This is a genomic window from Providencia sp. UF-224 (assembly GCF_058245955.1).
Window position 1 is genome coordinate 141,642 of sequence record NZ_JBSICC010000009.1, and the last position, 14,780, is coordinate 156,421.

Annotated in this window: 12 protein-coding genes; 3 read left to right on the forward strand and 9 right to left on the reverse strand. The window is 43.1% G+C overall.

Features of this window, described 5'->3' with window-relative positions; genetic code table 11:
- Nucleotides 1-8 precede the first annotated feature (8 nt).
- From AC4IFO_RS11065 to AC4IFO_RS11085, 5 genes are all read right to left on the reverse strand, one after another.
- Nucleotides 9-1,043, reverse strand: coding sequence for an ABC transporter permease (locus AC4IFO_RS11065; RefSeq protein WP_219244722.1), 1,035 nt, complete (start codon nt 1,041-1,043; stop codon nt 9-11).
- A 13-nt stretch (nt 1,044-1,056) separates the two neighbouring features.
- Nucleotides 1,057-2,046: an ABC transporter permease gene (locus AC4IFO_RS11070; protein WP_490734312.1), complete on the reverse strand. Its 990-nt coding sequence runs from the start codon at nt 2,044-2,046 to the stop codon at nt 1,057-1,059.
- The gene (locus AC4IFO_RS11075) at nt 2,039-3,556 is read right to left on the reverse strand and encodes a sugar ABC transporter ATP-binding protein (protein ID WP_273826821.1); all 1,518 of its coding nucleotides are present in this window, start codon (nt 3,554-3,556) and stop codon (nt 2,039-2,041) included. Before AC4IFO_RS11075 ends, AC4IFO_RS11070 begins: the two co-directional genes overlap by 8 nt.
- A 157-nt stretch (nt 3,557-3,713) precedes the next feature.
- Nucleotides 3,714-4,706: a substrate-binding domain-containing protein gene (locus tag AC4IFO_RS11080; RefSeq protein WP_219249519.1), complete on the reverse strand. Its 993-nt coding sequence runs from the start codon at nt 4,704-4,706 to the stop codon at nt 3,714-3,716.
- Nucleotides 4,707-4,919: 213 nt separating this feature from the next.
- The gene (locus AC4IFO_RS11085; protein WP_219244720.1) at nt 4,920-5,732 is read right to left on the reverse strand and encodes a DeoR/GlpR family DNA-binding transcription regulator; all 813 of its coding nucleotides are present in this window, start codon (nt 5,730-5,732) and stop codon (nt 4,920-4,922) included.
- Between the two features lie 454 nt (nt 5,733-6,186).
- On the opposite strand from AC4IFO_RS11085, the gene araD reads away from it, so the two are divergent.
- Complete coding sequence (araD, locus tag AC4IFO_RS11090) at nt 6,187-6,885, forward strand: L-ribulose-5-phosphate 4-epimerase (RefSeq protein WP_490734315.1); 699 nt, start codon at nt 6,187-6,189, stop codon at nt 6,883-6,885.
- Between the two features lie 202 nt (nt 6,886-7,087).
- Here the strand turns inward: araD and AC4IFO_RS11095 are convergent, their stop codons facing one another.
- Nucleotides 7,088-8,581, reverse strand: a complete 1,494-nt coding sequence (locus tag AC4IFO_RS11095) for a UxaA family hydrolase (RefSeq protein ID WP_490734317.1) — start codon at nt 8,579-8,581, stop codon at nt 7,088-7,090.
- A 239-nt stretch (nt 8,582-8,820) separates the two neighbouring features.
- On the opposite strand from AC4IFO_RS11095, the gene exuR reads away from it, so the two are divergent.
- Entirely contained in the window at nt 8,821-9,582 is a 762-nt protein-coding gene (gene exuR, locus AC4IFO_RS11100) for a transcriptional regulator ExuR (RefSeq protein ID WP_490734319.1), read from the forward strand.
- On the opposite strand, the gene AC4IFO_RS11105 is transcribed toward exuR, so the two are convergent.
- The 3 genes from AC4IFO_RS11105 to AC4IFO_RS11115 all read right to left on the reverse strand — a co-directional run bounded on the left by AC4IFO_RS11105 (nt 9,583) and on the right by AC4IFO_RS11115 (nt 13,092).
- Nucleotides 9,583-10,317 (reverse strand): Crp/Fnr family transcriptional regulator, encoded by a 735-nt coding sequence (locus tag AC4IFO_RS11105; protein ID WP_490734321.1) that lies wholly within the window; start codon nt 10,315-10,317, stop codon nt 9,583-9,585.
- Nucleotides 10,318-10,476: 159 nt separating this feature from the next.
- Nucleotides 10,477-11,787: an MFS transporter gene (locus tag AC4IFO_RS11110; RefSeq protein WP_490734323.1), complete on the reverse strand. Its 1,311-nt coding sequence runs from the start codon at nt 11,785-11,787 to the stop codon at nt 10,477-10,479.
- Between the two features lie 192 nt (nt 11,788-11,979).
- Nucleotides 11,980-13,092, reverse strand: coding sequence for a mandelate racemase/muconate lactonizing enzyme family protein (locus tag AC4IFO_RS11115; protein WP_206083414.1), 1,113 nt, complete (start codon nt 13,090-13,092; stop codon nt 11,980-11,982).
- A 342-nt stretch (nt 13,093-13,434) separates the two neighbouring features.
- Here AC4IFO_RS11115 and AC4IFO_RS11120 point away from each other — a divergent pair, with 342 nt between their 5' ends.
- Nucleotides 13,435-14,751, forward strand: coding sequence for a polysaccharide deacetylase family protein (locus AC4IFO_RS11120; RefSeq protein WP_490734325.1), 1,317 nt, complete (start codon nt 13,435-13,437; stop codon nt 14,749-14,751).
- Nucleotides 14,752-14,780: the final 29 nt, after the last annotated feature.

A 14,780-nucleotide genomic window follows, 5' to 3' on the forward strand; every position in this document is an offset into this window, starting at 1 on the left:
TGAAAAATTTAACTTTGTGACGATGCTTTATTGAGTTTTTGGTTACGGGTCATAGCACGTTTGGCGCTCCATTTTTCTTTGAAGAATTTGAACGCTAACGCCAAGATTAAGGTGATACCCCAAACCGCAAGGTTAAAGTGCAAGCTGATACCGAGCAGGCTTAAACCCGTTGCAATCACCTGCAAAACCAAGAGCGCACAGAACACACGGCTCACCTTACCAACTCCCCCGAATGGGTTAGTTCCGCCTAATACGATGGCAAGGATGGTCAGTAATAAATAAGAATCACCGTATCCCATACGCGCCGAGTTAAAGCGCGCCATCATAATCAGCCCTGCCAGCACACACAGCAGGCTTGAAATGGTGTAAATCGCAATCATTACACGATCAGTTCGAATGCCACTGAACCATGTTGCGTTGATGTTGCTGCCGCTCATGTAGATATTTTTGCCTAAGCGGGTGCAACCTAAAAACAGCGCCAATAAAATAGCGGTGACAATAAAGATAATCATGGCAATCGGTACACCAAAGACGGTATCAGAACCGATAGCGCGTACAATCGGTGGCATCCCACTGAGCGCTGCGCCTTTGGTTAGATATACGCCAATACCGCTGATGATGGTCATTGTCCCTAAGGTCACAAGGATAGGGTGGGCACCGATATGGGAAATCATTAACCCCGTTAAGCTACCGATGATCACGGCAATCACGGTCGCGCCCACTAATGCAATCACCAGCCACATAATCTGCGTGCCAGTACCTGCATCGACGGGGAGGTAATTAATGAACACCCACGCCATAAATAACCCTGTTAAGTTGGCAGTACTGATGATCGCAAGGTTCAACCCACCGCTTAACATAGGCACGAACATGGCAAATGTCAGTAAGCCCAACTCAGGGAGCTGGAAGGTAATACTCAAAAAAGTATTTTGAGTGAAAAAGTGCCCCGGCATAGCGATACTGAAGGCCGCGATAGCCAGTACAAAGATTGAAAGCAGTCCGATAACAGAGCCATCAATTTTAAAAAAAGCTTGTTTTTTCATGGTGATATTCCTGTTAAACAAAACCTACGTCCGTCTCTTTGCGTTTCTTATAATGGGTAATACAAATCGCAATGAGGATAACCATACCGATGACGATATTGACGAAGTAGTTTGAGACACCAATCAGGTTAAGGCCGTTTTTCAAGATACCGATGAGGAATACCCCCATCAGCGTACCGATAACGCTTCCGCGCCCACCCGATAAGCTAGCGCCACCTAATACAGCCGCTGCGAGCACATCTAACTCACCACCAACGAGGGCACTTGGCACGACTTCGCTCATACGGTAGGTCTGCAACATGCCACCAATGGCTGCCATTGCACCGAGATAACCGTACGCAAACAGGTAGATGACCCATACCCGAATACCGATACGAGATGCTGATTCTTGGCTACCTCCTACTGCATAAAGTTGGCGGCCAATATGGGTTTTGTTCATTAAAATCCACGTTAAACAGGCGATCCCCAACATGACAATCAGTGGCAAGCCAATTTGGTAATATTCCCCGTCTACTTCGAAAGGTAAGATAGTCACAGGGTCGACCCACCAATCAGGCAAGTCATAAATGCTGTGCCCGTTGGTTAGCCACATCAACATACCGAATAGTAGAGATTGCATACTGATAGTGATAATGATCGACACCACATTCAGCGAGTAAATCAAAATCGCGTTGATTAAGCCGAAAGTGATCCCGATGATAATCGCCAGCGTGATGCTTAATGCGGGGCTGGCAATAAAGCCTTGCAGCAGCCACGTAGCAATGACGTATTGAACGACGGAGGCCACCGCAGCAAAGGAAATATCAATCCCGCCCGTGACTAGAACAACAAATAACCCTAAAGCAAAGATACCGGTGACTGCATAGCTTTCACTCAGGTCGAGTAAATTTTGGATCGTCAAAAATTGCGGGCTCATAGTGGTGAAGAAAACCACCATAATCAAGATGACCCACGTTAACCAACCTTCAACAGATTGGGGGCGAAGTTTTTGCCAATTAGCCATTGATGATTTCCTCCAATTGCTGCTCATTGATGGAATCCGTCACAATTTCTTTGACGATAGAGCCTTGTTTCATATGTAAAATTCGGTCGCAGTTGTAATAAGCTTCGGAGGCTTCATCGGTAATTAACAAAATGGAAATTCCGACACCGGATAAACGGTGGATCAGTTTATAAATACTGTCTTTTGCACCAATATCGACCCCAACAGTTGGCGAATCGAGAATCAACACTTTAGGGCGTGTTAAAATCCATTTCGCCAGTACCACTTTTTGTTGATTACCGCCAGATAGCGTTGAGAGGGCGTTATTCGGGTCAGTGACTTTGATGTCTAAGTCGGCAATCCACTCTTGCACAATGTCTTGGCACTGTTTTTCATCGATTAAATGCAGTGGAGTTTTGAGGCGATCCAGAATTGAAATCACCATATTGTCCGCGATGGATTGTTGCAAAATCGCGCCTAATGTCAGGCGGTCTTCAGAGACATAACCAATACCGTGTTTAATCGCGTCGGTATTATTTTTTAACTTAACGGGCTTGCCTTCAATGTTCATTTCACCGCTATCTGGGTGGGTGATCCCAAACAATGATAAGGCGAGCTCAGTACGGCCAGAACCTAACAACCCACATAAACCCAGTACTTCACCGCGTTTTAAGTTCAGTGACACATCGCTATATTGCCCCGCACGGCTTAAGTTTTTCAGCTCTAACACTGAACGGCGGTCTTCGGCATTATTTGGTGGCTTACGCTCATGGACGATGTCTAAACCCGTCATGAGTTCAGTAATTTTACGAGTAGTAAGGCCCTCAGCTGGCCATGTGCCAATTTTTTGCCCATCACGGATAACCGTAATGCGGTCTGAAATTTCTTTCACTTCTTCCAAACGGTGGCTAACAAATACGACTGTAATACCTTTATCTTTTAAATAGTTAACAGTAGATAAAAGCTGGTTTACTTCGGTACGGGTTAATGACGCCGTTGGTTCATCCATAATCACTAGACGTGCGTCTGCGACTAATGCTCGGCAAATTGCTACTTGCTGGCGCTGGGCAATAGGTAAAAACTGCACGGGAGTATCTGGATTGATGGTAAAAGACAGCTCGTTTAGGATTTCTAACGCTTTCTCACGCAGTTGTTTTTTACGAAACCAGCCAAAATAGCCTTTGAGATTCAGCTCAAAAGCGATATTTTCCGCAACGGTTAAGTTCGGAAATAACGATAAGTCTTGGTAGATAACTTGCACGCCTAATTCACGCGCTTTGTCTGGCGTTAAACGGTTATAGCTTTTGCCGTCAATCTCAATTTTACTACCGTCATCAGGGGCATAGACACCACTAATGGTTTTGATCAGTGTGCTCTTCCCGCACCCATTCGTGCCCGCTAAGCAGTGCACTTCACCTTTGTTGAGCGTCAAATCGATATTGCGTAGCGCGCGGTGGCCGCCAAAGCTTTTGGAAAGGTCGCGCAAGGTAATGAGTGGATCGGATTTGTCAGCTTTTGAGGTGGTTGTCATAAGTACAATTCCTACTGCAAATAAATTGGTGTTGGCTTGTTCTTCAGCGTTCGAGCTGCCGCGCTATTGGGGGCAACTCGAACGATTTGAAAACAGAAAATTTAAAATCTGGGTAAATCTTATTTTTTTGTTTTATATGACATTTTACAGCAAGTAATTACAGGCCGACTTCAACCAGTTTTTTGGTGTTCTCAATATTCAAGTTGACTGGGTTATCACTTAAAATGGTGTTACCACTGACTTTAATTTCACCCATATCACCGATTGAAACGCCATCTTTGATCTCTTCGCCATTCATCATTGCAGTTGCAACTTGAACGAAAACTTGTCCTGCCACTTTTGGATTGGAAATATAGCCGCCATCAATTGCGCCTTTTTCCAGTAATTTGATACCTTGGCCTGGGGTGAAAGTACCGAATACGCAAGTTTCCGCATTTTTACGGCGTTTATCGATAGCGCGACCCGCACCGATAGGGCCTTGTGAACCGAATGACATGATGCCTTTTAGGTCTTTATGTTTAGATAACAGGTCATTAGCGGTACGCATTGAGTCATCAACGGATTCAGCGACGCCGAAACGGTCATCGACCATTTGCATTTTCGGGTAGTTAGCTTTTTGGTAAGCGATAGCGGCATCTGCCCACTCATTTACCAGAGGAACGGTTAAGCTACCAACAAACATGGCGTATTTACCTTCTTCACCCATACAGGCCGCCATATCTCTCATATGGTTAGCACCCATGCTTTGGGTGTCGAGTAATTCGAAGTCCCAGTCTGCGTTAGTTTGGTTTGGTGATTCGTGGGTGATAACTTTGATACCCGCTTCTTGCGCACGTTTCAGTACTGGCTCAAGCACTTTAGCATCGTTTGGCACGACACCGATCACATCCACTTTTTTCGCGATTAAATCTTCAATTGCACGAACTTGTTCCGCAGGGTCAGCTGTTGTTGGACCAACTTGGAATGCATTCACACCGAGTTTTTTACCTTCTTCGGTAATCCCTTGTTCCATCACGTTAAACCAAGGAATACCACCGACTTTCACCACAACGCCCATGGTAAATGGTTTTTGTGCTTTTTGAGATTCAGCCATCGCAACATTTGAAAACAGTGCAACGCTCATTAAACAAGGTAAAACTAGCTTCTTCATGTTCATAGTTGTATTCCTTAGTGTAGATGGATACTAAAATCGGCTATCTCATCAACGTAGGGTCAATGGTATTATCGAATTTAGGTATGCCTATAATTAGGTGCTTAGGAATTATGGATACATAATATCCCTGCACTTTTTTAATACAGAAAATAAATTAACGATTATTATTTTACTTACATCACGGTTACGGACTTTTTATATTTTAATAAATTACTTATCGCACTCGATAATATTCAAATTTGGAAATTGCGTTTGAAAATTAGTATCATTCAGCTTATTGGTAATGAGTACGTTAATATCATCGAATGTACAAACTTGGCTAAATGCATATTTTCCAAGCTTACTGTTATCCGCGAGCAAAACGGTATTTTCAGAGACCTGCAACATAATGTTTTTTAGTTTTGAGTTTATTTCGCTACCATCACGAATACCATTTTCAATATTAAAACCTTGGCATGATAAAAATAAGGTTTTAATTTGGAAGCTACGAATAATGCTTTCTGCAATCGGGCCATGGAAGTCATCATGGCGTTCTGAATATTCGCCGCCAATCCCAATAACACGAACTCGGTCGCGGCACGCTAATGCTTGGATAATTTTGACGGAATTCGTGACCACCGTAATATCGATGTCTGGAATTTGCCTTGCCAGAAACCAGCATGTACTGCTGTTATCTAACATAATACAGTCGCCGGGCTGGATAAATTTCAGCGCAGCTTTGGAAATTTTCATTTTCGCATCAGGGTGCTCTTCGGTTCTTTTGCGAAAAGACTCTGCACCATCAACCATTTGACTGAGTTTGACCGAGGATGGCATTACGTTGACCATCGGCATTTCTTCTTGGTCAATGGCGACAGCACCACCGAAGCTACGAATGATACGATTTTCGCGTTCTAACACCGTTAAATCGCGACGGATCGTTTCTTGGGAAACTAAGCATAACTGAGCTAATTCACGCACTAACGCCGAACCATTTTGCACAACATGGGAACAAATTAATTTATGGCGTTCGGCTTGTAACATTTTTAGCTCCTATTCTTTCCACGATATTTATTCTGCCTGCGTTACTTTTTTTTTGTCGTGACTGGATTCAAGTAATCCCTTTTTGAAAAAAACAAAGCATTTTAAAGTGATCTGAATTGGCTATATTTGAAATTTAGTTGGTTTTGTTGCATTCAATATGTGATTTAAATCTCGTTATTTGCCTTATCTTTCCGCGTTATTCATAGGAAGCAAAAAAGATTGGTCTAACTCGGTCACTTTACCACACGCTAGAATTGACTAAAGATGACTAAATATGCCCGAGTGTGACTGAGTTAGCCTGAATTGTTGCGAGTTTGTAAATGTGACTGCTTTTTAAATCAGCAAAATCTGTTTACCTTAATAGGTAGAGACAGGTTATCAACACACAAAACATACCCAGAGAATAAATTTTTGTTGTTGATATTTAAGCAAATTTTATAGCTAGGGGATCATTATGTTAGAAAAACTCAAACAACACGTCTTTGAAGCGAACCTTGCTTTACCAAAACACAACTTAGTGACGTTCACATGGGGTAACGTCAGTGGGATTGACCGTGAAGCGGGTCTGATGGTGATTAAGCCGTCGGGTGTGGACTATGAAACTATGCAGGCAGAAGACATGGTCGTCGTTTCATTAGAAACGGGGAAAGTGGTGGAAGGGAAATACCGTCCCTCTTCTGATACAGACACCCATTTAGCCCTTTACAAGGCATTTCCTGAAATCGGTGGCATTGTGCATACTCACTCGCGCCACGCAACCATTTGGGCGCAAGCAGGGCAACCATTAAGGGCGTTAGGCACCACACACGCTGACTATTTTTATGGTGAAATTCCGTGTACGCGTTTAATGACAGAAAGTGAAATTGCCGGTGACTATGAAAGGGAAACGGGCAATGTCATCATTGAAACCTTTAAAGAAAAAGGCATTACAGCAAAAGATGTTCCTGCGGTATTAGTCAATAGCCACGGCCCTTTTGCATGGGGAACGAGCCCTGACAACGCCGTGCATAATGCGGTCGTTCTGGAAGAAATTGCCTATATGAATTTATTTACTCGCCAATTACAGCCTGCGGTAGGGGCAATGCAACAAGAACTGTTAGATAAGCATTATTTACGTAAGCACGGCAAAAATGCGTATTATGGTCAAAAGTAAATTTTCAATAATTCATATTTAAACACAATGATAATAGCCACAAATAAATATTTTATGTGGCTATTTTATTTTATAATAACAATTATACACGATGTTTATAATTTAAAAATCGTGACCTTGGTATCGAATGGTTATATTAAAAAAGTGGATTAAAAAATCCCTATTACTTCAAAATAACAAAACAATAGGGATGCGTTTGAAATTAAAGCGTGACGCCCATTTTAAAAATCGCTAATTCACGAAAATCATTGATTTCATTTTTGGTTTGTTCGCCATTGACGATTTTGACGACGTGCGAAATAAAATCATCCAGTAATTGGTTCATGGATTTGCCGTTTAACAGTGCGCCTGCGTTAAAGTCAATCCAGTGGGGCTTTTTAGCGGCCAACTCATTGTTTGTTGCAATTTTTAAGGTGGGTACGAAACCGCCATACGGCGTCCCACGGCCTGTGGTAAATAACACCATATGGCAGCCAGCTGCACCTAACGCACTGGTTGCAATCGCATCGTTACCTGGTGCGCTCAATAAATTAAACCCTGATGTTGTCAGGCGCTCACCGTATTTTAAGACGTCCATGACTTGGCTGGTGCCCGCTTTTTGCGTACAACCAAGGGATTTTTCTTCAAGGGTCGAAATGCCACCTGCTTTATTACCCGGTGATGGGTTTTCATAAATTGGCTGATCATGGGCGATAAAATATTGTTTGAAGTCGTTGATCATCTCGACGGTTTTTTCGAAGGTATTTTCGTCATGGCAATGGTTCATCAAAATTTGTTCTGCACCAAACATTTCAGGCACTTCGGTTAATACCGTCGTCCCATTATGGCTCACCAAAAAGTCAGAAAAACAGCCTAATAATGGGTTTGCGGTGATCCCCGATAATCCATCGGAGCCACCACATTCGAGGCCAAATTTCACTTCACTGAGTTTGCCTGCAACGCGTTTATCTTGCCTAACAACTTGATAAAGTTCGTTAAGATGCTCAACGCCTGCTTCAATTTCATCTTCTAATTGTTGGCACACCATAAACTTAACGCGATCTGCATCAAATTCACCGAGAGTTTCTTTAAAGGCAGCAACTTGGTTGTTTTCGCAACCAAGTCCAATCACTAATACGCCCCCTGCATTCGGGTGCTTTACCATATCTTGCAAAATGGTGCGGGTAGTTAAGTGATCATCCCCTAATTGGGAGCAACCTAAGGTATGGTTGTATAAATACATGCCATCAATATCATCGGCATTGCTATTTTGTTTTTGGAACCGCTCGATCATTTTACGGGCGAGGGCGTTGACACAACCCACTGTTGGGATCACCCAGATCTCATTACGAATCGCCACCTCACCATTGGCACGGCGATAGAGTTGAACGTCAGGATCCGCTACGGTTGCCGAAATCGCATTATGCTCAGGGTGATATTCATAGTCATTTAATGCGCTAAGATTGGTCGCGGTATTATGGGTATGTACATGCTCCCCAATGCTAATATCGACGGTGGCGTGGCCTATTGGCGCCCCATATTTCATGACATTTTTGCCTGTTTCAATGGTGGTTAAGGCAATCTTATGGCCACGGCTCACATCTTGTTTTAAGGTAATTGATTGATCTTCAATGGTGAATGTATCCCCAGCTAACCTATCGATTAGTGTGACGGCGACATTGTCATGAGTATGTATTTTTATAATTTCTTTTTGCATGTTTTGCTCCCTGAGCGGTGCATCGGACTGAAAAGATCAGTTGGGTGATTATTTTCAATTTTTCTGCCTAATTTTCATGCATTATACGATCTGGTTTATATCTTTAAAAGGTGTTATACCAATTTTTTGATAAAATTATTTCTGGCTCATATTCTTGCTTCCCCATCATTGGGTAATTTCGTTATACTAAAGTCATAAAAGCATTGCCAAGTTAGGCCATACTGCAAAAGGAGAAAATCATGAGCTCAGCTGAGAGCGAACCGCGCCTGTACCAGCAAGTAGCCGCACTGGTTAAAGAACGTATTGAAAATGATGAATACCCTGTTGGCACTAAACTCCCCGCAGAGAGGCTATTGGCAGACGAAATGAATGTCAGCCGCACTGTGATCCGCGAAGCCATTATTATGTTAGAAGTGGAAGGCTATGTGGATGTTCGGAAAGGCTCTGGTATACATGTTATCAGCAATCGGTCTAATAACTCTGTCAATACTGAGGGTGGCTTAGAGTTTAGCCGCTGTGGGCCGTTTGAATTATTGCAAGCGAGGCAGTTGATCGAAAGCCACATCGCGGAGTTTGCCGCGACTCAAGCCACCAAAGAAGATATTTTAAAACTTCTTGAAATTCAAAAGAATGCACGCAAAGAAGACCGTTTTCGTGACTCGGCGTGGGATCTGGCATTTCACATGCAAATTGCGGCTTCAACTCATAACAGCGCGATGGTAGTGATTGTCGAACAAATGTGGAGCCAACGGTTGCGTAACCCATATTGGTTAAAACTTCATGAGCACATCGATAACCGCTCGATTGAAAGCTGGTGTGATGAGCACGACCAAATCTTACAGGCATTAGCCCGTCGTGACCCAAAAGGCGCAAGGCAAGCCATGTGGCAGCACTTAGAAAACACCAAAAAAATGTTGTTTAACGCCACCAGTGATGACTTCGAATTTACGATGGATCGTTATTTCTTTGCGGATAGCCCACCGGTTGACCAAAAGGACTAGCTAGTCTTCATCATCCTCTGAAATTTGCTTTAATGCGGGAAGGTTTACTAAGACAATTTTCCCGTATTTTGCATCAATCCAGCCTAATTTTTCCCATGCTACCAATCGCTTATTGATGGTTTGGCGAGTGGTATTAATAATCGTCGCAAGGTCATCTTGAGTGAGGTATAAACTCAACTGAGTGCCTTTTTCATGGGGCTCTCCATAGCCTTCCGCTAAACTTAAAAGGCGTTTTGCCAGCCTTGCAGAAACCGAAAGCAGGGCGCTGTCATTGATAATCGTGAATGCATTGCGGATCACTTTACAGAGCAGAATATTTAAAAACTGATAGAAAACCGGGTATTTTTCCAAGATCTGAGAAAGATCTTTTGGGGAAATGGTCAGCAAGATTGTTGGGCTAATGGCTTTTGCATCGTGAGTGCGTGCTGATTTATCCAGCATGGCAATTTCGCCAAACCAGTTACCGGGGGAAAGGTAACGAAACACGCATTCACGCCCGTCAGTGGAGATAGAACTGACCTTTACTGAACCTTGGATGACGGCATACAACCCGCGAGCGGGGTCACCTTGGTAGTGAACCATTTCACTGTCATGATAAAAACGCAGCGTGGCGCACTCCATCAGAGCGCTACTCAAATAATCGGGTAAGTTACTGAACCAGCTATTGGTTTGTAAAACGTCTAGCACTTCAGCATGCGTCATAACCAACTGACTGTTTTGTACAGCAATGTTCATTTGAATGCTCCCTGCATGAGTCATAAGCCTTATCATGGCATTAGGTAGGGTTATGTTCAATCATGAACAACAGCAACAGGTAATTCAATGGGTTTGATCTAAAAATAGAAAATCCCGGGTCATCAATGATGACTCGGGAAGGTTTCACATCAAACGAAATTAGTCTTCAAATTTCTTTTCGATGCCGAGTTTTTTCAATGTAAGGATTAACAGGCCGCCGATAAAGGCAACTAAGGCAATGAAATACAAGCCAGCTCGCGCGGATTCAAAGGTGGTTTCTGCCCAGACTCTTAAGTTTGGTGCGACAAAACCGCCTAAGTTGCCCACTGAGTTAATTAAAGCGATACCCGATGCAGCCGCCGTTCCGCCTAAATAAGCTGACGGGAAGCTCCAGTACAGAGGTTGCATCGCTAAGTGACCCGCGGCTGCCACACACAGTGCAATGATGGCAATCACTGGAATGCTATCGAATAAGCCTGATACTGCAATCCCCGCAGCCCCTAACATAAAGGTAATGGCAGCGACTTTACGGCGCTCTTTTAAGCGCTCAGAAATACGTGGTACATAGTAAACTGCGATAGCGGCACACAGTGGTGGAATTGCGGTTACAAAGCCGACTAACACACCTACTTTACTACCTAATAATGTCGCGATTTGTGTTGGTAAGAAGAAATAAATACCGTATCCACATACTTGAACGGTGAACCAAATCAAGCACAGATACAGAACGCGCATATCTAGCAGGGCACTCAGCGCACCTTTCGGGCTGTGACCTTTTTTCGCGTCTTCTTCTAATGCAAGTTTCGCAGCAAGGGCATTTTTCTCGTCATCCGTTAGCCATTTGGCTTTTTCCGGGCGATCATCAAGGTAGAAGAATACCCAAATCCCGACGATGGAAGCTAATAAACCTTCCACAACGAACATTAACTGCCAGCCATATAACCCAAAGGCAAAGAATGAACCTTCTAGGGCCAGCAATGAACCTGATAATGGTCCGCCAATAATAAATGCGAGTGGTGCACCAAACAGGAAGTAGCCTGTGACTCGCGCACGGATGTTTTGTGGGAACCAGAAGGTTAAATATAAAATAACCCCAGGGAAGAAGCCGGCTTCACTGACACCGAGTAAAAAGCGTAAGACAATAAAGGTAGTTTCATCATGGGCAAACATCATCGCCGCAGAGATTAACCCCCATGTGACCATGATGCGCGATAGCCAAACGCGCGCACCAATGCGGTATAACAAGATATTACTCGGCACTTCAAATAATGCGTAACCGATAAAGAAAATCCCTGCGCCGAATGCATAAGCGGCGTCGCTTAACCCTGTTGTTAGCTGAAATTCTTGTTTAGCAAAGCCAATATTCGAGCGGTCCAAGTAAGCTAATATGAACATTAATACCACCATCGGTATTATTTTTCGTATCGCTTTGCTGGTTGCTGATGATAAGTGGTCAATATTGGTGGACATGGTTCACCCCAGTATTTTTTATAAGGTAATGATGTTATCTATTCATTTTTATTACGTGTTTAGCCCACCACTGAAAAATCAGCAGAGTAGAGTATAGAGCTATTAAATAGGTAATTTAAATGAATAATTCTTGTTATTTATTTCCCTTTCCCTTGCTGTGAATAATTAAAATATCAGGAAAGGGATTTTTTATTATTTCACGTTAAATTTTGCTAATGCTTCTGGTTTTAACGTTGTGCCTGCGCCCGGTGCGGTTGGGGTGCTGTACACACCGTCAACCACTTCCACTGGGTCAACAAAGCAGTCCAGTGTCCATGGAATAAATTCCAATAATGAACAGGCAGGATGCGCCATTACGAGATGCAATTGTGCCTGCATCATATCGCCATGGTGCGGTGTGACTGGCAGGTTAAATGCCATACCGAGGTCGGCAATTTCCCACACTGCGGTTAAGCCACCACAACGGGTTGCATCCGGTTGTAAGTAGTCAACTGCGCCAGCAAGTACAAATTCTTTAAATGAATCATTGTGATACAGTAACTCACCTAAAGCGATTGGCGTATCCATATAAGCCGCTAATTGCTTATGGCTCGCCACATCATCGTGCCACAGTGGTTCTTCAAACCATTTGATATTGAAATCATTCAAACGGTGGCCATATTGTTTAGCGATGCTGATATCCCATTTACCATTCGCATCAACCATTAAGTCAATATCGTCGCCGATTGCGTTGCGAACGGCTTCGATACGTTGTAAATCTTCCCGTGGGTCGGGTTTACCAATCTTCATTTTGATGGCTTTAAAGCCTTCTTCGAAGATCATTTTTTTACAGTCATCAACAAGGTCATCTTGGCTGCGCACTAACCAACCGCAGTCGGTGTTATACGCATTCACTTTATTGTGCTTTGAACCACCAAATAATTGCCACAGAGGCTGCTGCGCCGCTTTGGCTTTTAAATCCCACAGTGCGATATCAATGGCGGAGATTGCCATTTGCATTAACCCTCCACGTCCCACCCAAATATTGGTGGAGCTACGAGTGAGTTTACGGTGCAAATAACGCACTTCGTTCGGGTCTTCACCCAGTAACATAGGGCCAAATACATCTTCAATGATGGTGGTAATTAAACGGTCTGTTGTAATGTCTGCGTGCGTGCCAGTGTGGCCATAACCCACTAAACCGCACTCTGTTTTAATCATTACACCCGGCATTCCCCAGTGAGTAATACTATGGGTTGAATCGCCGATCAGGTCATTGGTGACCGGTACGTGCATGATAAAGGTGCTAATTTCTTTTATTTTCATTGCTATTCCCAGGTGTTGAAAAGTGACTGAGAGCCAATCTAGCAGTGAGAATTGGAATTAACTGTCAAATGATTTACAGATTGTGCCGATGTACCGTTTTTTAATAATAAATATGAGCTAGATCTCTTTATTTTGTATGATAACTCATAAATAAATACTCAAATTGGTATAACAACTTAAGTTGACGCATTTAATTTGAAAGGGAAAAGTTTGAGGAGTTAATAATAGCAAGGCTAATTTATTGATTTTAATTAAAAATAAAAATTTTTATCAAGCTATAGGGTTAATTATTGAGTAGGTTTAGAATAATCGCGGTAAAACTCAGCGGATGATGGATGACAAATGTGTAAACGATTTTTTTTACTGTTTTGCGTGTTACTGGTAAATTCAATTTCGCAATCGTTGGCGACCGAGATAAACAGCACCGATGATTGGAAACTTGCCGATATCCCGCCAAAATTAGTGCAGACCAAAGCGTCAGAAATTATCTTTTCACCAATTGCAGGTGAAATGCGAGCAGTTGCTGAGCTAAATGCAGATCACGGTTTTTACGCTTATTCCCCCGCAGGGGATTACTGTGCAATGCAATTTGGCAATGATTATGCTTTTGTGAAAACCTCATCTTTTACCAACAAAAAGCCTCGCTACGTGCCAGAAGTGGACCGATTGAATGATTTGCAGAACCCGATTTATGATTATTTGATCACCCATCAAAAAACCCCTGTTTACCGTACAACCGACAGCAATAGTCCGCAAATTGCCTCTTTATGGGATAACTTGCGCTACCCTGTTTTGGCTCGAATGATTAAAACAGATAAAACAGGGGAGAAAACTGCATGGCTAACCATTCGCCTTGGGGATCGTTTGGGGTACATTCGATTACAGGATGTGGCGTTGGATAAAGGCATTCCTATCTTAACCTACCACCATATTTTGCAAGATAGCGAAAATAAAAACTTCCGCAATACCTCGACGACGACATCCGTTGAGGCATTCAGTGAGCAAATGAATTACCTTAAAGAGGCGGGTTACCAAACATTGTCTCTAGAAGATGTGGAAGATTATTTGAATAAAACGGCCAATCTGCCGGGTAAAGCCGTGGTACTCACTTTTGATGATGGTTTGAAATCGGTTTACCGCTATGCGCTGCCCATTTTAAGGCAGAACCAGCAGCAAGCGGCACTATTTGTGATTTCCTCACGGATTAAAACGCAACCACAAAAATGGTCGGCAGACTCGTTGCAATTTATGAGCAAGCAAGAGATTAAAAATAGCCAAGATGTTTTTAATATCCAGTCTCATACGCATTTTTTACACCGTTTAGACAACCACAACTCGCCTATTTTATTTAGCCGCAAAGAACACACGATCATGTTGGATTTTAAACGATCGATGAAGATTTTGAGTCACTTCGAGCCGGATCAACGTTACTTAGCTTACCCGTTTGGTGGCTATAACGCATCGGCGATGGAAGCCGCGAAAGAGGCAGGGTTACATATCGCGGTGACGACGATCCAAGGAAAAGTGAAATTAGGGGATAACCCATTTGCCTTAAAACGCTTATATGCGTTTCGTACCGACCCACTGGATAAATTTGCCCAAATGGTGGGTAACAGCGAGCAAAGCGTTGTGAACCAAAATATTATTGTTGATAAGTAGCCAGCTCTTCTTGACGCATTGGGTTTTCA

Excerpts from the sequence above, each read along its gene's own strand:
- AC4IFO_RS11080 (WP_219249519.1), bottom strand. The coding sequence starts at position 4,706 with ATGAAGAAGCTAGTTTTACCTTGTTTAATGAGCGTTGCACTGTTTTCA.
- AC4IFO_RS11110 (WP_490734323.1), bottom strand. The coding sequence starts at position 11,787 with ATGTCCACCAATATTGACCACTTATCATCAGCAACCAGCAAAGCGATA.
- AC4IFO_RS11105 (WP_490734321.1), bottom strand. The coding sequence starts at position 10,317 with ATGAACATTGCTGTACAAAACAGTCAGTTGGTTATGACGCATGCTGAA.
- AC4IFO_RS11120 (WP_490734325.1), top strand. The coding sequence starts at position 13,435 with ATGTGTAAACGATTTTTTTTACTGTTTTGCGTGTTACTGGTAAATTCA.
- AC4IFO_RS11065 (WP_219244722.1), bottom strand. The coding sequence starts at position 1,043 with ATGAAAAAACAAGCTTTTTTTAAAATTGATGGCTCTGTTATCGGACTG.
- AC4IFO_RS11085 (WP_219244720.1), bottom strand. The coding sequence starts at position 5,732 with ATGTTACAAGCCGAACGCCATAAATTAATTTGTTCCCATGTTGTGCAA.
- exuR (WP_490734319.1), top strand. The coding sequence starts at position 8,821 with ATGAGCTCAGCTGAGAGCGAACCGCGCCTGTACCAGCAAGTAGCCGCA.
- araD (WP_490734315.1), top strand. The coding sequence starts at position 6,187 with ATGTTAGAAAAACTCAAACAACACGTCTTTGAAGCGAACCTTGCTTTA.
- AC4IFO_RS11070 (WP_490734312.1), bottom strand. The coding sequence starts at position 2,046 with ATGGCTAATTGGCAAAAACTTCGCCCCCAATCTGTTGAAGGTTGGTTA.
- AC4IFO_RS11115 (WP_206083414.1), bottom strand. The coding sequence starts at position 13,092 with ATGAAAATAAAAGAAATTAGCACCTTTATCATGCACGTACCGGTCACC.
- AC4IFO_RS11075 (WP_273826821.1), bottom strand. The coding sequence starts at position 3,556 with ATGACAACCACCTCAAAAGCTGACAAATCCGATCCACTCATTACCTTG.
- AC4IFO_RS11095 (WP_490734317.1), bottom strand. The coding sequence starts at position 8,581 with ATGCAAAAAGAAATTATAAAAATACATACTCATGACAATGTCGCCGTC.